The organism is Nocardia asteroides (genome assembly GCA_019930625.1).
Classification (GTDB): domain Bacteria; phylum Actinomycetota; class Actinomycetes; order Mycobacteriales; family Mycobacteriaceae; genus Nocardia; species Nocardia sputi.
In genome coordinates this window covers 2,475,333-2,494,207 of the sequence record CP082844.1, presented here as the reverse complement: position 1 = coordinate 2,494,207, position 18,875 = coordinate 2,475,333, and the positions used below count along the sequence as shown (strand labels likewise).

18 protein-coding genes are annotated in these 18,875 nt (G+C 69.2%); 5 read left to right on the top strand and 13 right to left on the bottom strand.

All coding sequences use genetic code 11. The annotated features are described in order from the left end of the window. Nucleotides 1-47: 47 nt before the first annotated feature. Together K8O92_11310 and K8O92_11305 are read left to right on the top strand one after the other, a co-directional pair. The gene (locus tag K8O92_11310) at nucleotides 48-1,748 is read left to right on the top strand and encodes a 3-oxosteroid 1-dehydrogenase (protein UAK34385.1); all 1,701 of its coding nucleotides are present in this window, start codon (nucleotides 48-50) and stop codon (nucleotides 1,746-1,748) included. Between the two features lie 207 nt (nucleotides 1,749-1,955). Further along, complete coding sequence (locus tag K8O92_11305) at nucleotides 1,956-2,819, top strand: MaoC family dehydratase N-terminal domain-containing protein (protein ID UAK34384.1); 864 nt, start codon at nucleotides 1,956-1,958, stop codon at nucleotides 2,817-2,819. Between the two features lie 46 nt (nucleotides 2,820-2,865). Here the strand turns inward: K8O92_11305 and K8O92_11300 are convergent, their stop codons facing one another. From K8O92_11300 to zapE, 6 genes are all read right to left on the bottom strand, one after another. Beyond that, the gene (locus tag K8O92_11300; protein ID UAK34383.1) at nucleotides 2,866-3,327 is read right to left on the bottom strand and encodes a hypothetical protein; all 462 of its coding nucleotides are present in this window, start codon (nucleotides 3,325-3,327) and stop codon (nucleotides 2,866-2,868) included. Continuing rightward, nucleotides 3,324-4,598 carry a DUF58 domain-containing protein gene (locus K8O92_11295; GenBank protein ID UAK34382.1) on the bottom strand — a complete coding sequence of 425 codons (1,275 nt, stop codon included), beginning with the start codon at nucleotides 4,596-4,598 and terminating at the stop codon, nucleotides 3,324-3,326. The genes K8O92_11300 and K8O92_11295 overlap by 4 nt, the downstream gene beginning before the upstream one ends. Next, nucleotides 4,595-5,557: a MoxR family ATPase gene (locus K8O92_11290; protein ID UAK34381.1), complete on the bottom strand. Its 963-nt coding sequence runs from the start codon at nucleotides 5,555-5,557 to the stop codon at nucleotides 4,595-4,597. Before K8O92_11290 ends, K8O92_11295 begins: the two co-directional genes overlap by 4 nt. 29 nt (nucleotides 5,558-5,586) lie before the next feature. Further along, nucleotides 5,587-6,075 (bottom strand): hypothetical protein, encoded by a 489-nt coding sequence (locus tag K8O92_11285; protein UAK35625.1) that lies wholly within the window; start codon nucleotides 6,073-6,075, stop codon nucleotides 5,587-5,589. Nucleotides 6,076-6,109: 34 nt separating this feature from the next. Beyond that, complete coding sequence (locus K8O92_11280) at nucleotides 6,110-7,057, bottom strand: DUF4129 domain-containing protein (protein UAK34380.1); 948 nt, start codon at nucleotides 7,055-7,057, stop codon at nucleotides 6,110-6,112. 149 nt (nucleotides 7,058-7,206) lie between these two features. Beyond that, nucleotides 7,207-8,232 carry a cell division protein ZapE gene (zapE, locus tag K8O92_11275; GenBank protein ID UAK34379.1) on the bottom strand — a complete coding sequence of 342 codons (1,026 nt, stop codon included), beginning with the start codon at nucleotides 8,230-8,232 and terminating at the stop codon, nucleotides 7,207-7,209. A gap of 63 nt (nucleotides 8,233-8,295) precedes the next feature. On the opposite strand from zapE, the gene K8O92_11270 reads away from it, so the two are divergent. Continuing rightward, complete coding sequence (locus K8O92_11270; protein ID UAK34378.1) at nucleotides 8,296-8,874, top strand: TetR family transcriptional regulator; 579 nt, start codon at nucleotides 8,296-8,298, stop codon at nucleotides 8,872-8,874. Nucleotides 8,875-8,883: 9 nt separating this feature from the next. Here K8O92_11270 and K8O92_11265 read toward each other — a convergent pair whose 3' ends face one another. The 3 genes from K8O92_11265 to K8O92_11255 form a co-directional block, all read right to left on the bottom strand. Continuing rightward, nucleotides 8,884-9,321: an NUDIX domain-containing protein gene (locus tag K8O92_11265; protein ID UAK34377.1), complete on the bottom strand. Its 438-nt coding sequence runs from the start codon at nucleotides 9,319-9,321 to the stop codon at nucleotides 8,884-8,886. A 113-nt stretch (nucleotides 9,322-9,434) separates the two neighbouring features. After that, nucleotides 9,435-10,613 carry a lipid-transfer protein gene (locus tag K8O92_11260; GenBank protein UAK34376.1) on the bottom strand — a complete coding sequence of 393 codons (1,179 nt, stop codon included), beginning with the start codon at nucleotides 10,611-10,613 and terminating at the stop codon, nucleotides 9,435-9,437. Continuing rightward, on the bottom strand, nucleotides 10,606-11,025 hold the full coding sequence (locus K8O92_11255; GenBank protein ID UAK34375.1) for a MaoC family dehydratase: 420 nt from the start codon (nucleotides 11,023-11,025) through the stop codon (nucleotides 10,606-10,608). The genes K8O92_11260 and K8O92_11255 overlap by 8 nt, the downstream gene beginning before the upstream one ends. Before the next feature lie 388 nt (nucleotides 11,026-11,413). Between K8O92_11255 and K8O92_11250 the strand changes: the two genes are divergently transcribed. Continuing rightward, a complete protein-coding gene (locus K8O92_11250) occupies nucleotides 11,414-12,613 on the top strand; it encodes an IS110 family transposase (protein ID UAK34374.1) in 1,200 nt (399 codons plus the stop codon). A 92-nt stretch (nucleotides 12,614-12,705) separates the two neighbouring features. Here K8O92_11250 and K8O92_11245 read toward each other — a convergent pair whose 3' ends face one another. Genes K8O92_11245 through K8O92_11230 form a run of 4 tightly spaced genes read right to left on the bottom strand, consistent with a single transcriptional unit; the run spans nucleotide 12,706 to nucleotide 18,057 of the window. Then, entirely contained in the window at nucleotides 12,706-13,641 is a 936-nt protein-coding gene (locus K8O92_11245; GenBank protein ID UAK34373.1) for a MaoC family dehydratase N-terminal domain-containing protein, read from the bottom strand. 18 nt (nucleotides 13,642-13,659) lie between these two features. Then, a complete protein-coding gene (locus K8O92_11240) occupies nucleotides 13,660-14,820 on the bottom strand; it encodes an acyl-CoA dehydrogenase family protein (protein UAK34372.1) in 1,161 nt (386 codons plus the stop codon). Continuing rightward, nucleotides 14,805-15,869 (bottom strand): acyl-CoA/acyl-ACP dehydrogenase, encoded by a 1,065-nt coding sequence (locus K8O92_11235; protein UAK34371.1) that lies wholly within the window; start codon nucleotides 15,867-15,869, stop codon nucleotides 14,805-14,807. Before K8O92_11235 ends, K8O92_11240 begins: the two co-directional genes overlap by 16 nt. Before the next feature lie 22 nt (nucleotides 15,870-15,891). Beyond that, on the bottom strand, nucleotides 15,892-18,057 hold the full coding sequence (locus K8O92_11230; protein UAK34370.1) for an acyl-CoA dehydrogenase family protein: 2,166 nt from the start codon (nucleotides 18,055-18,057) through the stop codon (nucleotides 15,892-15,894). A gap of 145 nt (nucleotides 18,058-18,202) precedes the next feature. Here K8O92_11230 and kstR point away from each other — a divergent pair, with 145 nt between their 5' ends. Next, nucleotides 18,203-18,853 (top strand): cholesterol catabolism transcriptional regulator KstR, encoded by a 651-nt coding sequence (gene kstR / locus K8O92_11225; GenBank protein UAK34369.1) that lies wholly within the window; start codon nucleotides 18,203-18,205, stop codon nucleotides 18,851-18,853. The last annotated feature ends 22 nt before the right edge of the window (nucleotides 18,854-18,875 follow it).

The window sequence follows — 18,875 nt, the reverse complement described above, 5'->3', positions numbered from 1 at the left end:
CCACACAACATAGACCAATGGCGCGTCCATTCTATAACGTGTTCTACATGACTGATCGGGAATACGACGTGGTGGTGGTCGGCAGCGGCGCCGCCGGCATGACCGCCGCACTCACCGCGGCCCATCATGGGCTGAGCGTGGTGGTCATCGAAAAGGCCGCGCACTACGGCGGGTCGACCGCGCGCTCCGGCGGTGGTGTGTGGATCCCGGGCAACAAGGCGCTGCGCGCGTCCGGTCGGCCCGACGACCGCGAGGACGCGCGAACCTACCTGCACAGCATCATCGGCGACGTCGTGCCCGCCGAACGGATCGACACCTACATCGATCGCGGTGCGGAAGCGTTCGACTTCGTGCTCGACCACACGCCGCTGAAGATGCGCTGGGTGCCGGGTTACTCCGACTACTACCCGGAGGCGCCGGGTGGACTCGCCGCGGGACGCTCGTGCGAACCCAGGCCCTTCGACGCCAAGATCCTCGGTGCGGAACGCTTCAACCTGGAGCCCGCCTACAGCAAGGCTCCGCTGAACGTCGTGGTCACCCAAGCCGACTTCAAGCAGCTCAACCTCATCCGGCGGCATCCGCGCGGCATGCTGCGCGCCATGCGGGTCGGCGCGCGCACCACCTGGGCCCGGCTGACCGGCAAGCATCTGCTTGGGATGGGACAGGCACTGGCCGCCGCGCTGCGCAAGGGCCTGCTGGACGCGAACGTGCCGCTGCTGCTGAACACCCCGCTGACCGGGCTCATCGTCGAGGACGACCGCGTGGCGGGCGTCGAGGCCGAACACGAGGGTGAGACCGTGCGCTTCACCGCCAGGTACGGCGTGGTGCTGGCCAGCGGCGGATTCGAGCACAATGCCGAGATGCGCCACGCCTACCAGCGCGAACCCATCACCACCGAATGGACCACCGGCGCGCCCGCCAACACCGGCGACGGCATCCGCGCCGGTCTCGAACTCGGCGCGGACATCGACATCATGGCCGACGCGTGGTGGGGGCCGACGATCTTCAAAGGCGGCAAGCCCTGGTTCTGCCTGGCCGAGCGCAATCTGCCGGGCTGCATCATCGTGAACGCCGACGGTGAGCGTTTCGGGAATGAGTCCGCTCCTTACGTCGAGGCCGTGCACACCATGTACGGCGGCGAGTACGGCCAGGGCGACGGCCCCGGCGAGAACGTGCCCGCGTGGCTGGTGTTCGACCAGCGCTACCGCAACCGCTACATCTTCGCGGGACTACAGCCCGGTCAGCGGTTTCCGTCCCGCTGGATGGAAAACGACCTCATCGTGCAGGCGCAGACGCTGACCGAGCTGGCCGCGAAGATCGGGGTGCCCGAGCAGAAGCTCGCCGCCACCGTCGAACGGTTCAACGGCTTCGCGGCCACCGGAGTGGACGAGGATTTCCACCGCGGTGACAGCGCCTACGACAAGTACTACGGCGATCCGACGGTCAAGCCGAACCCGTGCCTTGCGGCGCTGGTGGAGGGCCCGTTCTACGCGGCCGAGATCGTGCCCGGCGACCTCGGCACGAAAGGCGGTCTGGTCACCGACACCGCTGGGCGGGTGCTGCGCGAGGACCGGACCGTCATCGAGGGCCTGTACGCCTCCGGCAACGTCAGCGCCCCGGTGATGGGTCACACCTACGCCGGACCAGGCGCCACCATCGGCCCCGCCATCACCTTCGGCTACCTCGCGGTGCTCGACATCGCCAAGCGCAAGAAGGAGCAGCCCGCCGCCGCCACGGCGGGAGCCTGACGACGAGATCGCGGTGTGGGTCGCGGCCGCAGACCAGCCCGACCCGGACCGCGCCGTCCGATGCGGTGGCCACGCGAACGATCCCGCCGACCGGACGACGCACTGGCGAGCCGCGGTCCCACCGCGCAGGATCGTCGGAAGGGCGCCATCGTCTCCGGCGCGGCCTGGCTCGCCGGATCGATCCACATCCATGCACAAGGAGAACTGATGCCCATCGACCCGAAGATCGCGCTCGGCGCGCAGCTGCCCAGCCGGGAGTTCGCCTGGACCCCCTCGGACGTGCAGCTCTACCAGCTCGGCCTCGGCGCGGGCACGCGCTGGACCGACCCCGCCGAGCTGCGCTACCTCGATGACCGGGAACCGCAGGTGCTGCCGACCTTCGCCACCGTGGCGGCGACGGTGCACGAGACCGAGCCGCCCGAAGTGAAGTTCCCCGGCATCGACATCGACTTGGCGAAGGTTGTGCACGGCCATCAGGAGGTCGAGGTGCACCGCCCGATCCCGGCGGCGGGAAAAGCGACCAAAGCCAGTCGGATCGCCGAAGTCTGGGACAAGGGCTCGGCAGCGGTCATCGTCCAGGAGCACACGGTCACCGGCTCCGACGGCGCCCTGCTGTGGACCGAACGCTCATCGATCTTCGCCAAGGGTGAGGGCGGCTTCGGCGGCGAGCGTGGCCCCAGCAACAAGTCCTCCTTGCCCGACCGCGCCCCGGATTTCGAGGTCACCACACCGACGTTGCCGCAGCAGGCGCTGCTCTACCGGATGTCCGGCGACCGCAACCCGCTGCACTCCGACCCCGAATTCGCCCGCGCTGCGGGATTTCCCGCGCCCATCCTGCACGGGCTTTGCACCTACGGCATCGTGTGCAAGACCGCGACCGACACCGTGCTCGGCTCGGACGCGAGCCGCGTCACCGGTTTCCGCGCCCGGTTCGCCGGCGTCCTCTACCCGGGTGAAACGATCCGCACTCGGATCTGGCGGCAGGACGACCAACTGACCATCGCCGCGACCGTGGTCGAACGCGACGATGCCCCGGTGCTGGGCGACGTCACCCTGCGATTCCGCGCCTGAGGTTCGTTTCGTGCCGCGCGACGGCACGCTGCGCCTGGGCGGGGCGTCAGATTCCACTGGACGCCGGAAGTTCTCGGTCGTCACGGCCGCGTCGTGCGGCTACGCCCTGGATCACCAGGGCGTAGAGCACGACGACCAGCACCGGCGCGGCCAGCGGCGCCCAGGCCAGGCGCAGCGGGACGAGGGCGGCGCACACCGCCACCGCCGCGAAACCGACCGCTCCGGCCACCGAGGGGATCGTTGTCGGCACCACCCCGTGCGGGGCGGTCACCGTCGCGGCGTTGAGCAGATAGGTCGTGGCCACCAAACCCGTTGCGGCGGAGGCGAGCACACCGGCGTCGGCGATCGCCAGCACGCCGAGCGCGAGCAGTACCGCACAGACCGCGAGCGGCCGGAACCACCAGCCGAGCGTGACCAGGATCGAGGCGGGAATGCCGATCCACGGCTCCAGCAGTGCCACCGACGCCACCAGCAACACGCCGGACAGAACAGCGAGGAATCTGGTCATCGGCGCACCCGAACGGTCCGGCGGTGCTCCGGGAGCGCCCGCATGATCTGGTCCAGGCGGGCGTCCTGCGGCCATGCCACGATGTCGACGCCGACGGTGCCCATGTCCCGGTACATCGCCGCGCGCTCGAGCTGCCACATCTTGGCCAGGATCGGGTCGAGGTGCTCGTGGAACGGCGTGCCGCGCAGCACGTCCACCACGACCACCACGTGCCCGCGCTTGCGCAGGTCGATCAACGCGAGCGCGAACTGGGTATCCAGCAGCGTGGAGAAGGCCACCACGATCGCGCCGAGCGGTACGGCGGCGTGCGGTGCGAGGGTGCCGGTGGTCGGAATGTGCTCGTCGCCGACGTCCAGCACGGTGTCCACGATGCGGTAGAACTGGCGGCGCCCGATATCCGGCCGCAGCCAGCGCGGTTCCCGGCCGAGGCAGACCACCGCGGTGCGATCGCCCGCCTGCAAGGTCGACTGCACCACCTGCGCCGCGCCGCGCACCGACAACTCCAGCGAGTCGGTGGCCGGTCCCGGCGCCTGCTGGGAGGTGTCCACCAGCACCACGACGTCCGCGGAACGGTTGGTCAGCCGCTCGGTGACATACAGCCGCCCGCGCCGCGCGCTCACCGGCCAGTTCACGATGCGCAGCTGGTCACCGGGCGCGTAGGCACGGATGTCCGCGTATTCGACGCCGGGACCGTGCCTGCGGGTCAGGTGGGTACCGAGCCGCTCGGGCAGTTCGGTGCGCGGCAAGCGCATCCGCTGCGGATCGGTGATCGGGTACACGAACAGCTGGCCCGCGGGCAGCACCGCGGTGGCGACCGCGAGCCCGGCCGGGCTCAGCGCCGACACCCGCACCGATACCGGGTAGCGCCCCCACCTGCTCGCCGAGAGGGCCAGCCGCAGCCCGGCGGGCGCGACTCCGGAGTCACTGGCCTCCTCGACCTGGACTTCCAGCCCTGTAGCGCCTTCCGGTTTCAGGCGCAGCAGCGCATGTCCCTTCTCGACGAAGGCGGCGACGGTGAGCACCACTTCCTCGGTCTCGAAACAGCGCAGCGTGCCGCCGCCGTCGACCTGGATCCTGGTCGAGGACTGCTGCCACGGCGCGGTGGCCAGCACGCCGAGCAATGGGGCGGCGAACACCAGCAGCTGCCATCGGCCGAGGACCACCGCGAGCACCAGTGCCGCCGCCGCACATGCCGCGAGCATGAAGACCAGCGGCGCGGGTCGCCACCGCAATTCGATGTCGACCGCGGAGCTGGCGTCGCGGTGCCTCATGTCACGGTGGCGCGCGGGACGGGCAGACGGCGCAGCAATTCGGTGATCACGTCTTCGCCACGGATGCGGCGCACCCACATCTCCGGCCGCAGCGTGATCCGGTGCGCCATGGCCGGGACCGCCAGCGCCTTGACGTCCTCTGGGATCACGTAGTCGCGGCCGAGCAGCAGCGCCCGCGCCCGGGACATCTGCACCAGGTCCAGTTCCGCGCGCGGGCTCGCGCCGACCTCCACCTGCGGATGTCCTCTGGTCGCGGAGGCCAGGGCGACCACGTAGCTGACCACGTCGGGATGCACGGTCACGTATTCGACGGATTGCCGCATCTCCAGCAGCCCGTTGGTGTCCACGACCTGGTTGACCTGCGGCTGCTGTGCGCCGCGCTCGAGCCTGCGCCGGATCATCTGCGTCTCGTCCTGCTCGGACAGATACCCCAGCCGCAGCTGGATGGCGAACCGGTCGAGCTGGGCCTCCGGTAGGGGGTAGGTGCCCTCGTACTCGATCGGGTTGTCGGTGGCGAGCACGACGAACGGCTGCGGCAGCATGAACGTCTCGCCGTCGATGCTGACCTGCCCCTCCGCCATCGCCTCCAGCAGCGCGGCCTGCGTCTTCGGCGGGGTGCGGTTCACCTCGTCGGCCAGCAGCAGGTTGGTGAACACCGGACCGCGGCGGAAGGTGAACCGGCCGGAGGACATGTCGTAGATCGTCGAGCCGAGCAGATCCGCGGGCAGCAGGTCGGGGGTGAACTGCACGCGGTTGAACTGCAACCCGAGCGCGGCCGCGAACGATCTCGCGATGAGCGTCTTACCGAGGCCGGGTAAGTCCTCGATCAGCACGTGCCCACCGGACAGCACGGCGATCATGATCAACTGCAACTCGTCCTGCTTGCCGACCACGACCCGGGACAGCTCCCGGAGCACGGCCTCGCTGCGCTGGATGGTCACGTCCATCGGCATGGTCATCTGTGTACCCGCACTTGCCTCAACCCATTTCACATTCTCTGCAGGCGGCTCAGGATCTCGTCCAGCGCCGCACGTCCCGGTGCCCTGCTGGTCTGATCACGAAGGGCCGAATTTGCCGGGTCCACCCAGCGCCACAGTTCGGGCCCGAATTGATGGATGCCCGCCGCTTCGACCGCCCTGCGGTTCTTCGCGACCCGTTGGCCGCTGGACAGTTCGAACTCTTTCGCCAGCAACGGACGCAAGTGCCGGTCCCAATCGGCACGAGTTCCGTCCGCGCGGTCCGCGAGCATCTCCGCCCTGGCGTGCCAGCGTTGCAGCATCTCAGCGGGGCCGTTCTCCATGTCCTCGATCGAGTCCTCGGCCCCGGCCCCGGAGCGCTCGCGCAGCGACCAGACCAGCCAGCCCAGTGCCACCGCCACCGGGATCCCGGTAACGATCAGCAGCAATCCGCGGGCGCGCTCGACTGCGACCAGCTCGATCAGCGCGACGACGATCACACAGGCGACCACCACCCCCATTCGATTCACGCCGCGTCCTTCCCCGGCCGACCGTTCACGCGGGAACCTCCCCTTGCAGATCGGCGAGCACGATGCGCAGCAGTTGCTCGGCCCGCATGCGCTGCCATTCGAGCATGGCGTGCGGGCTGAACCTCGCCTCCTCGAACAAGGCGACCAGCTCGCGGGCGGACGCGTCGTGCAGCGCGCCGCGTTCGAACGCTCGGGCCAGCACCTCCATCGGAGTGTCCGAGATCAGCGGGGCGGCGGCGCGATCGGAGGCGAGGCCGCGCTCCATCGCGACGTAGCAGGCGATGATCGCGGTGCGCGGGTCCTGACCGGGGGCGTTCATCGCGGCCAAGCCCATCTCGGCCGCGCGGGCCAACGAGTCGGCCACGGTGGGCGCCGCCGGAACCGACTGCGCCGGGGCGGGCACCGGCCTGCGCCGCGCGGACACCGCGACGACGACCAAACCGCTCATCGCCACCGTCAGCAAGCCCGCCGCCGCGATCGCGGCCAGCACCAGCGCCGTGCCGGTCAGCTCCGCCGGCGTCGGGTCGTATTCGGCGGGCGGCGGGGCTCCCTGCTCCGGCGGAGTGCCCGTGGTGGTGGCGGGCGCGGCCGGGCGCGCGGGCTCGCTCGGTGTGCTCGCGCCGATGAAGTAGATCGCCGACGCGGCCGCGAGCAGCACCGCCAGCAGCGCGAGCGCTCCGAGCACAGCCAGTCCGACCCGCCCGAGACGCCACTGTGCGCGCTCGTCCTCGCGTTCCGGCTCGGGCATGGCCAGCGGCAACCGGTGCTGGCTCGCGATCACCCCCGCCAGCAAGATCACTATCGACACGGTGAGCAGCACCGGCATGAGCGCGACCGACAAGGCGGAGGGAGCGTGCCTGCGCGGCTCGGCCTCGGTAATTCCTGGGATGTATCCGTGCAAGGCTATGGCGGCAAAAGACAGCAGCGTGATCAGCACGATCACGCGCGATATCGGCGCTCGCGCCCTGCTCACTGCGTACCACCAATTCTGAGTACTGCACAAAACAGCCACATAGTTACATGCCGGGCGGTCGGCTCGGGATGGAATGGAATACTTCGGAGTTCCTCCTCTTAAACCGCGACTGTGCACCGAAGGCGACAGGTCGCTCGTGGCGGCTGCGACTACCGGGCGATAGCGGGCAATGACTGGGGCAATTCACAAAGTCGGCTCGTCAAACGTGATATATCCGGCACTTCCCGGACGTCGCGCACCAGCTCGCCGAGCGCCGCGGACGCGACGACGGTGAGTTCACGGTCGGTGTCGTAGAGAACATCGACCAGGTTCACGAAACGCATCGTCCAGTCGGGCGGAACTTCGCGCAGCGGTGGTACATCCCGTATTTCCCAGCGCAGAAATCGTTGGGCCAGTTCTACATAATCCGCAGCGGAGGTTGGGACTCCGCACAATGCGGCGAAGTCGACGACGAGCAGGTCGTCACCTTCGGCGATAGCGTGCAAACTTGCGGCGGCGAGGGGAATTTCGAGGCGCGGATCGTTGTCCTGTTGCGCCGCATCGCGTTTCCGATCGTCGACGGTCGCATCCGGTGGCGTCTTCCGAGCCGCGCGCGGCCCCGGGGCCACGACGTACCGTCCCGCCGCGAATCCGGTACGGCAACCACGGGAAGCCAGGGCGCGATAATCGGTCCCACCGTCGACGGCCACCACGTCCATGTTCGCGAGAATCAGCTCGATCGTCGGAACGAACCGGTCGTGGAACAGCGGATTCGGCAGCAGCGCGGCCGGCGGATAGTTCGAGGTCACCACCAGTGCGACGCGGCGGGCGAACAGCGCGCCGAGCAGTCGGGCGATCAGCATCGCGTCGCCGATGTCGTGCACATGGAATTCGTCGAAGCAGATCAGCAGGGCGTCACCGAGCAGGTCGTCCACCGCGGCGTCGATCGAGCCGTACCGGTGTGCGGCGGCGTGCAAGCGGGCGAAGAACTGGTGGAAGTGGAAGCGACGTTTGCGTTCGGAGGCCACCTCGGCGAAGAACCGGTTCATGAGCATCGTCTTGCCCCGGCCCGGCCCACCGTAGAGGTAGACGCCCCGATGACGCCGGACCGGCCTACCGCGCCGATCGACCAACTCCCGCAACCGCTGCGCCGCCCGCACCTGGTCGGCGTCCCAACCACTCACATCGGGTTCCATGCCATCTCCTTGTCCTCTACATTTGTAGAGGACAGGGCCGCGCGGCGGCCAGGAAGGGTGATCATGTCCACAGGCGACCGGCGCGTGCTCCTCGTCGACACGGCCATCGAACTGATCGCGACACGGGGACTGCGGGCGCTCACGCACCGGGCGCTGGACTCGGAACTGGGATTGCCCGCCGGATCGGCCTCCTACTACTTCCGCACCAAACGCGCCCTCGTCGAGGCCATCGTGGACCGGATCACCACCCGTTCCCGCGAGGATTTCGCCGCCGCCGAGTTCACGCCGACCGGCGCGCCGAATGCTCGATCGATCGCGGAGGCCATCGCCGCCTGGCTCGACCGGCTACTGGCCGAGCGGCGCGCACACCTGATCGCTCGGCACGCGCTACTGGTCGACCTGCTCGATGATCACGACCTGCGTCCCCGGCTCGTACACAGCCTCTTCTCCCCCGACCGCGCCCGGGACCTCTTCCGCGCCATGGGCGCACCCGACCCGGACAGCAGAGCCGACGACTTCGTCGCGGTCGTGGAAGGGGCCGTCTTCGACCGTTTCGCGGGCAATCGCAGCTCCCTGCGGCCGGACACGCCGGAGAGCGTACGGCAGCTCGCCCGCCTGCTCGTTTCTCACCTGTGCGCGTGACCGCTGCGCTCAGTTCGGCCAACCCCGCTGGCTGTAGGTCTCGCCGGTGCGGTAGCCGCGGATGCCCGCGGCCGGATACGGGATGAGCGTGGCCGGAAGGTCTGTGAGGGGGAACCAGCGGAGCTCGTAGGACTTGTCGGGCTCGCGATTGACCGGCTCACCCGACCAGCGGCGAGTCTCGAAGAACAATCCGATCCGAGCTTCCCGCCCGGAACCGACGACGTGCGCGGTATGGACGTGCCGCAGAGCCGCCGGGTCGATCACCACGCCGACCTCCTCGCCCGCCTCGCGAACCGCCGCGGCGAGCGCCGACTCCCCCGACTCCAGCTTTCCGGCCGGCAGATGCCACAAGCCGTCGAACTCGTCCGCGCTGCGCCGCCTGCTCAGCAGCAACTCCTCGCCGCGAAGCAACAGCACGTGCACATCAACCAGATGCCGACCCGCCACCGCCCTCAACCTACGCTCCCGGAACGTTCACCCGAAACGCTTCGCACACGCCGCACGTTCTCCGCACCGGCCGTGGCGGGTGCGAATCGAGCGGCGGCGTGTGCGAGGACGGTTCAGTCGGCGGTGAGGACCAGGCCGGAAGTGGGAACGCCGGTGCCCGCGGTGACCAGGATGTTGGTCAGGTCGGGTACCGGATTGACCGAGGTGCCGCGGATTTGGCGCACGGCTTCGGCGATGCCGTTCATGCCGTGGATGTACGCCTCACCGAGTTGTCCGCCGTGGGTGTTGAGCGGCAGCCGTCCACCGACCTCGATGGCGCCGTCGGCGATGAAGTCCTTCGCCTCGCCCCGGCCGCAGAACCCGAGTTCCTCCAACTGCATGAGGACGAACGGGGTGAAGTGGTCGTAGAGGACGGCGGCCTGCATGTCCTGCGGACGTAATCCGCTCTGTGCCCACAACTGGTCGCCGACCAGGCCCATCTCCGGAAGGCCGGTCATGGCGTCGCGGTAGTAGCTGGTCATCACGTACTGGTCCGCGCCGGAACCCTGCGCGGCGGCCGCGATGACGGCCGGGCGCTGCGGCAGGTCGCGGGCGCGCTCGACGCTCGTCACCACGATCGCCACGCCACCGTCGGACTCCTGGCAGCAGTCCAGCAGGTGCAGCGGCTCGGCGATCCACCGGGAATTCTGGTGGTCGGCCAGGGTGATCGGCTTGCCGTAGAAGAAGGCGGCCGGGTTCACCGCGGCGTGCTTGCGGTCGGCGACGGCCACTCGGCCGAAGTCCTCGCTGGTGGCGCCGTAGACGTGCATGTAGCGCCGGGCGACCATCGCCACCTGCGCGGCCGGTGTGCCCAGCCCCTGCGGATAGGACCACCCCGCGTCGATGCCCGAGGAGGTGGGCGCGGTGGCCAGCGCCGTGGAGAACTGCCCGAACCGCGACACCGACCGCTCGTTGAACGCGCGATAGGCCACGACGACGTCGGCGATGCCGGTGGCCACCGCCATCGCGGCCTGCTGGATGGTTGCGCACGCCGCGCCGCCGCCGTAGCCGATGTGGCTGAAGAACTTCAAGCGCGGAATGCCGACCGCCCTGGCGACCGCGGCCTGGGTGTTGGTGTCCATGGTGAACGTGGTCAGCCCGTCCACGTCCGCGGGCGTCAGGCCGGCGTCCGCCAGCGCGGCGGTGACCGCCTCGGCGGCCAGCCGTAGTTCGCTGCGTCCGGAGTCCTTCGAGAAATCGGTGGCGCCGATGCCGACGACGGCCGCGCGGCCGGAAATACCCTGCTCAGTCATCGGCCCGCCACAACGCGATGACGGCCGTGGCCGTGATGTGGTCGCCGAGGCTGTCCTTGCCGACCACGTCGATGTGGATGTCCTCGCCCTCCAGCGCGGTCACCGTGCCGGTCAGCGTCAGCGTGTCCCCGGCGTACAAAGGCACGCCCAAGCGCAGCGCGATCGACTTGACGACAGCGCGCGGACCCGCCCAGTCCGTGACGAAGCGCTGCACCAAGCCGGTGTCGGTGAGGATGTTGACGAAGATGTCCTTCGAGCCGCGGGCGACGGCCTTGTCCCGGTCGTGGTGCACGTCCTGGAAATCCCGGGTGGCCAGGGCGGTGCTGATCACGAACGTGGGGTCGGCATCGATCACCAGCTCGGGCAACACCGTGCCCACCCGCACGGACCCCGGTTCGACGGCGGCGGTCACAGTGCCTCCTTCCTCGCATGAGCGGAGCCCTGCGTGGTCACGCTGCGCTGCCTCCTCCGGGCTCGACCGCTCACGCCGGGTCCTTTCTGCGCATGAGCGGGGCCCTGCGTGGTCACGCTGCGCTGCCTCCTCCGGGCTTGACCGCTCACTAGGGCACCATCCTTTCTGCAACCCGAACAGGTAGGGTTGTGACCTCTCGGTCCCGGTGGGTGCATGGCCTAGATCGCGTGCCATTCGATGGCCAGTATGAGTTCCGCCAGCCCTGCCGGGCCGAGGGCCGCAGACCGGCGTCAGGAACATGCCCCGTGTGTGAGGGCCGATTAATGAGCTTCCGGCAGCGGCCCTCGAGACCGGCGAGGTGCGGATTCGACCTCGAAGGAGACAGCCGTTGTTCGTCGGCTGGGACTGGGGAAACGCTGCCCACGACGTGACCGTGATCAACGACGCCGGGGGCCGGGTCGACCGGCTGAGGATCCCTCATACCGAGGACGGCATCACCCGGGCGCTGGCCGAACTGGCTCGTCACGGCGACCGTACCGATCTGCCGGTGGCGATCGAGACCACCCGCGGCTTGGTCGTGGACCGCCTGCTCGCCGCCGGTCACCCGGTGATCGCGATACACCCCAACGCATTCCATGCCGCCCGGCCACGCTGGGGCGCAGCGCGGGCGAAGAACGATCCCGGCGACGCGTTCAAGCTGGCGGACTTCGCGCGCACCGACATCCACCGCCTGCCGCGGCTGGTGCCGACACTGCCGGAAACTCTCGAGCTGCAGGCACTGACCCGCCAGCGCGGCGACCAGCTGGGTCTGCGTATCGCGGCTGCCAACCAGCTCGCCGCCCTGCTCGATGCGCACTGGCCCGGGGGCAAAACCGTTTTCGCGCAACTGCATTCGCCGATCGCGCTGGAGTTCCTCGACCGCTACCCGACCCCGCAGAGCGCCGCCGGGCTCACCCCGGCCCGCCTCGAGCAGTTCTGCAAACGCCGAGGCTACAGTGGCCGCCGCAGCGGAAGCGAGCTGCTGGCCCGACTGCGTGAGGCGCCGGTGGCCGCCACCCGCCTCGGGCAGGCCGTGGTGGCGCAGTTGGTCCGCGCCCAGGTCGCGGTCGTGCGGGCACTGCAGGCCGGCATCGACACCCTCGAAACGATCATCACCGAGGCCGTCACCGCACACCCCTACGCCCGGTTGCTCGGCGATCTGCCACGCGTGGGCACCCTGAACCTGGCCCAGATCATCGGTGAGGTCGGCCCGATCCTCGAGCGCACCACCAGCTTCGATCAACTGGCCGCGGAGACCGGTGTCGCCCCGGTCACCCGCGCCTCTGGCAAGACCCATACCGTCGCGTTCCGGCACGCCACCAACCGACACGCCCGCCAAGCCCTGCACGTCTGGTTCGACAACAGCCGCCGCGCCCACGCCTGGGCCGCGCAGCGCTACGCCGCGGCCCGTGCACGCGGGCAACGCCACCCACACGCCCCGCGCACCCTCGGCCGCGCTTGGCTGCGCGTCATCTGGGCCTGCTGGCGCACCAAAACCGCCTACAACCCCACCCGCCACCAACCGGAAAAACAACCGACCGCCGCATAGGGGTTGACTCAGGAAACTCATGCCGTGTCCGTCTCCGGCATGAGCGGAGCCCTGCGTGGTCACGCTGCGCTGCCTCCTCCAGGCTTGACCGCTCACGCGCGCACCACCCAGAACGGCAGGGTTGCCTCGTCGTCGAGCTTCTCGAAGCCCACCTCGACCGGCAGGCCGATCTCCACCGCGGCGGGCTCGATGCCGCGCAATTCACCGAGCATGCGAACGCCCTCCTCCAACTCGACCAGCGCCACCACGAACGGCAACTGCCGCCCCGGCACCTTCGGCGCGTGGTGTACGACGTAACTGAACACCGTGCCGCGCCCGGAGGCGACGACGTAATCGGTGGGTTTCGACTTGTCCTGCCAGATGGCCGGGATGGGGGGATGCCGCAGCGATCCGTCCGGGAGTCGCTGGATGCGCAGCTCCCCGGCGTTGGCTCCCTCCCAGAAGAATTCGGTGTCCCAGGAGACCAGCGGCTTCACCCGCTCGCCCGCGGCGGGCACCTGCGCCGCGGTACCCGGGGCGAATTTCAACAACCGGAACAGCATCTCGGCGACCACCTCTTCACCGACCCGCCAGGTGGTCTGAAAGGTGACGAACCACCCTTCGCCCAGCGCGGTCCGCTTCGGGCCGCGGATGTCCGACAGCGTGCTGGTGACCGAAACCTGCTCACCGACACTGAGATAGCGGTGATAGGTCTGCCTGCAATCGGTGGCCACCACCGAGGTGTAGCCCGCGGCGTCGAGTAGTTCGGTGGCCGCGCCCATCGGATCGTCGGCGGGCCGCGAACCGTTGAGCCCGAACATGGTCCACACCTGCGCCATGGCGGGCGGCGCGACGATGCCGGGATGTCCCACGGCGCGCGCCGCCTGCTCGTCGACGTAGATCGGATTGGCGTCACCCAGCGCCTCGACCCAATTGTTGATCATCGGCTGGTTCACCGGATCACGCCCGAAACGGGGCGCGCACTCACCCGCCGCCCGAATCGCTTCGGCTGCGGCGACGATCGCCTCCGGAGTAGTGGTTTCCGGCACGCGCGGCTCCTTCACTCGTTATCGGGGTACTCGCGGCAACCGCAGTCCGGACGAGGCGACCAGCTCCCGCATAACCTCGTTGACGCCGCCGCCGAAGGTGACCACGAGGTTCTGCTTGGTCCTGCGGTCCAGCCAGGTCAGCAGTTCGCCGGTCGCAGGGTCGGCCGGGTCGCCGTAGCGGCCGACGATCTCTTCGGCGAGCCTGCCCGCCTCCTGCAGCGATTCGGTGGAGTACACCTTGGTGGCCGACGCGTCGGCGATCACCTGGGACTGATCGCCGTCGACGGTCCCGGCCACCTGCCAGTTCAGCAGTTCGTTCAGCCGGACCATGGCGTGGATGCGGCCCAGCGCGCGCCGCACGTCGAGTTCGGCGAGCACGCCGCGCGGTTGCGCCCAGTCGCGCACCCGGTCGTAGAGCTGCTCGATCTTGCCGGACGGACCCAGGCTCACCCGCTCGTGGTTGAGCTGAGTCGTGATCAGCTTCCAGCCTCGGTTCTCGTCGCCGACCAGCATGCTCGCCGGGACGCGCACGTTGTCGAAATAGGTCGCGTTGGTGTGGTGGGCGCCGTCGCAGGTGATGATCGGCGTCCAGGAGTAGCCGGGATCGGTGGTATCCACGATCAGGATCGTGATGCCGCGGTGGCGCGACTCGGCCGAGCCGGTGCGGCAGGCCAGCCACACGTAATCGGCTTCGTGCGCGCCCGTGGTGAAGATCTTCTGCCCGTTGACGACCCAGTCCCCCGACTCGTCGCGCACCGCGGACGTGCGCAGCGCGGCCAGGTCGGTGCCCGCCTCCGGTTCGGAGTAGCCGATCGCGAAATGGATCTCTCCGGAGAGGATTCCGGGCAGGAACCGCTGCTTCTGCTCCTCGGTGCCGAATTGCTGCAAGGTGGGGCCGACGGTAAGCAGCGTCACCAACGGAAGCGGGACGTCGGCGCGGACCGCCTCGTTGAAGAAGATCTGCTGCTCGACCGGCCCGAAACCCTGCCCGCCGTATTCCTTCGGCCAACCGACGCCGAGCAGGCCGTCGCGGCCCATCCGGCGCACGACGGCGCGGTAGGCGTCGCCGTGCCGGTTCACCGCCATCTCGGCCTCCTCCTCGGGAGTCACGAGATCGGCGAAATAGGCGCGCAGTTCGTCGCGCAGCCGGCGTTGCTCGGTGGTCAGGTCGATGAACATCTGGCCCCCAGACGATCGAGCCGCAGCGACGCGCCGCCGAGCCAGCGGGCGAGGTCCTTGGCTTGTGAGTAGTAGCGGTGCATCGGGTGGGTCACGTCCACGCCGAGACCGCCGTGCAGGTGATGGCACTTCTGCATGGCCGCGGGCAGTTCCGCGGTGACGGTGTAGGCCAGGATCTCCAGGTCGTCGTCGGTGCGGTCGCGATGCTCCTGGCTCGAATCATCCTGAGCAAGTGCCCAGTTCGCCGAGACCGCGGCGACGTGCAGGGTTCGCGAGACGACGTAGAGGTCGGCGATCTGCTGGGCCACGGCCTGGAACTGGGCCAGCGGCCTGCCGAACTGGTGACGGGTCCGCAGGTGCTCGGCGGTGAGGGTGATCGCACCCTTGAGCAACCCATCGGCTACCGAGCCGATCGAGGCGAGCGCCAGCCGGTGCAGATCGGCCAGGCCGGTGCTCCAGTGCTGTTCGGCGGGTATCTCCACCTGGTCGAGGCGCACGGTGCATTCGGGGATGCCACCGGAGACCGGCGTGGGCGTCAGGGTGAGCCCTTCGGCCTGCGCGTCGACCAGGGCGATGCCGGAACTGGTCGGCACGAGCAGCCAGCTCGCCTCCTCGGCGTAGGGCACGGCCACTTTGTGCCCGCTGATACGCACGGTGTTCCCGCTGGTGACAGCGATGGTCTCCGGCTTGACGGTGAAAGGCGCAGCGGGTTCGCTCAGCGCTGCCGTGAGCACGGTTCCCTTGGCGACCTCGGGCAGCACTCGCGCTATCGCGCTCTCCGGCGCACTCGCCACCATCGGCAGCACGCCGAACCCGAGTGTCGCGAGAGCGGGAACCGCGACCGCGTCGGTCGCCAGCTCGGTCAGTAACGCCGATACTTCGAGTAGCCCCATGTCGTCGCCGCCGTGCCGCTCGGGTACCGCGACGACGAGCAGTCCGGAGTCGACCAATCTCGGCCACAGCTCCATATCGCGAGCGGGTTCTCGCTCCAGCAAGCTCACGACGACCTCGGCGACCGCGTCCTGGCCCTCGTCCCTGGTGAAATCCACGTTTTCTCCCGGTTGTCGGCGACTAGCTGTTCGCGTCACGAGGCAGCCCGAGAATTCGCTCACCGGCCACGGTGAGCAAAATCTGTTCGGTTCCACCAGCGATCGATAGACAGCGCGTGAGCAGGAATTCCTTCACCACTTCGGTATCCTGCGCGCCGGAAGGCCCTGTCGTCTCGACAGCGAATTCCGCGACCGCTTGGCGGTGGCGCACCCCGACCAATTTGCGAACACTACTCTGTGCGCCCGGGTCTCCCCCGGCAAGCAACTTCACTGCCGCGCGTTGTTCCAGCAGAAGTCCGGCGACGGCCTCGGCGACGAATCCGCCGAGCCGGTCGTTCACCAATTCCGTGCCCGGTCCCGTGGCGGGCGATTTCGCGATCAGCTCTTCGAGCACCGGACCGATGCCGTTGCCACCCATCGCGACCCGCTCGGTCGCCAGGGTCGAGCGGGCGATCTGCCATCCATTGTTCAATGCGCCGACCACACAATCGTCCGGCACGAACACGTCGTCGAGGAAAACCTCGCTGAAACGCGCCTCACCGGTGATCTGCACCAGTGGGCGGACTTCGAGTCCGGCGGCGTGCATGTCGACCAAGAAATAGGTGATGCCCCTATGCCTGGGCGCATCCGGATCGGTGCGCGCCAGGCAAATCGCCCAATTCGCCTTGTCGCCCAGTGACGTCCACACCTTCTGTCCGCGCAGCACCCAGCCGCCGTCCACCTTTTTCGCGCTGGTCCGCAGCGCGGCGAGGTCGGAGCCCGCCTCGGGTTCACTGAACAGCTGGCACCACACCACCTCGCCGCGCAAGGTCGGCCACGCGAAGCGTTCGATCTGTTCCGGCGTTCCGTGTCCCAACAGCGTGGGAATCGCCCAGCCGCCGATGGCCAGGTCCGGCGCCGTGAGCCCGGCGCGGCGCAGTTCCTCGGAGATCACCAGACCGGTCATCGGGTCCGCGGCGCGCCCGTACGGCCGCGGCCAATGCGGCATGACCAGACCCGCCTCGACCAGTGCGTCGCGCTGCCGCTGTGCGGGCAGAGCCGCGATCCGCGCGACCTCGGCGGCCAGTTCGCGCGCGCCCCCTCCCGCCACGGCCGAGCCCGCGCCGGGGACGGCGCCTTCGGCGAAGACCCGGTCGGCCCCGGTGGTGCGCCGCGAACCCTGACGGGTCAGCTCGGTGACCCGGGCCCGCCAGCGCGCCGAGCCGCCGAGCAGTTGACGCAGCGCGGTCGCCCTGCGCAGATACAGGTGCGCGTCGTGCTCCCAGGTGAAGCCGATGCCGCCGAGCACCTGGATGCAGTCCTTGGCGGTCTCGACCGCGGCGTCCAAGGCGATCGCGGCCGCGATGGCGGCGGCGATCGGCAGTTCCGCGCCACCGTCGTCCACGGCGGCCGCGGTGTCGGCGGCTACGGCGCGGATGAGTTCGGTGCGGCAAAGCATCCAGGCGCAGATGTGCTTGACCGCCTGGAACGAGCCGATCTTACGGCCGAACTGCTCGCGCACCTTGGCGTAGTCGACCGCGGTCTCCAGGCACCAGCCCGCGAGCCCGGCCAGTTCGGCGGCGACCAGCGCGACGAGCAGATCCCCGGCGTCGTGCGGCGCGGTGAACACCTGTTCGGCGGGCACCCGCAGGTCGGCGCAGTGCACCCGCGCCAGCGGAGTGCTCGGGTCCAGCGGCGTGAGCGCCTCCACCCGCAGGCCGTCGGCGTCGGGTGGCACCAGGCACCAGCGCTGCCCGTGCGGGTGGTCGACCGGCAGCAGGACGGCAGTGCCGGGCGCGGCGCCGAGGACGGAATCCCAGGTACCCGTGAGCAACACGCCGTCGCTTGCGGCGGGTACGCTCACCGTCGATCCGACGACGAAGTCGAGCGCGACACCGCACGGCATGTCCTCGGCGAGCCGGCCCGCCGTGATCAGATTGACCAGAGCCGTTGCCAGCACGGGGCCGCCGACCAGGTCGTGCGCCGCCTGCTCCATCAGCACGGCGAGATCGGCAACCGATCCGCCCGCGCCGCCCGCCTCCTCGGCCACCGCGACCCGGAAGATCCCGATCTCGGCCAGCGCGGGCCAGTAGCCGCGCCAGAAGTCGGCCGCGCCGGTCCGCATTGTTGCAATCGGACGGGCCGAAGCGGCCCACCCGCGCATCGACTCCTGAACGGCTTTATGCTCGTCAGTGGTGGCGATGGTCACACTCCATACCGCCTTTCCGGCGTGACTCCCACACCTAGAACATGTTCTAATATCCTAGCCGGGCGGAAGTCAAGAGACCATCACCGCCGCGGTGCGACCGCGCACACAGCCGACGAAACGACGTTTCCGGAAAGGACTTTCATCAATGGCCAGTCCGTCCCGATCGCAGCCAGCCGACCCGAGCGCGGCGCGGCCCGCCGCTACGGTCACCACGCTCTCCGAGGACGAACTGAGTTCGGCGGCGCAGCGCGAGCGGCGCAAGCGGATCCTGGACGCGACCTTGGCGCTGGCGTCCAAGGGCGGTTACGACGCGGTGCAGATGCGCGCGGTCGCCGAACGCGCCGATGTCGCGGTCGGCACGCTGTACCGCTACTTCCCGTCGAAGGTGCACCTGCTGGTCTCGGCGCTGTCGCGGGAATTCGAGCAGATCGAGGGCAAACGCAAGCCGCTTGCCGGGCAGTCCCCGCAGGAGCGCATGCACCTGCTGCTCACCCAGATCACCCGGATGATGCAGCGCGACCCGCTGCTGACCGAGGCCATGACCCGGGCGTTCATGTTCGCCGACGCCTCCGCCGCCGCCGAGGTCGACCGCGTCGGCAAGGTGATGGACCGCGTCTTCGCGCGAGCCATGAACGATGGGGAGCCCACCGAACGCCAACTGGCCATCGCGCGCGTGATCAGCGATGTGTGGCTGTCGAATCTCGTCGCCTGGCTGACCCGGCGCGCCTCGGCCACCGACGTCACCGAACGCCTGGAACTGACCGTCGACCTCCTGCTCGGCGAACGCAACCAGTAAGCTCGATCGGGATCCCCCAGCG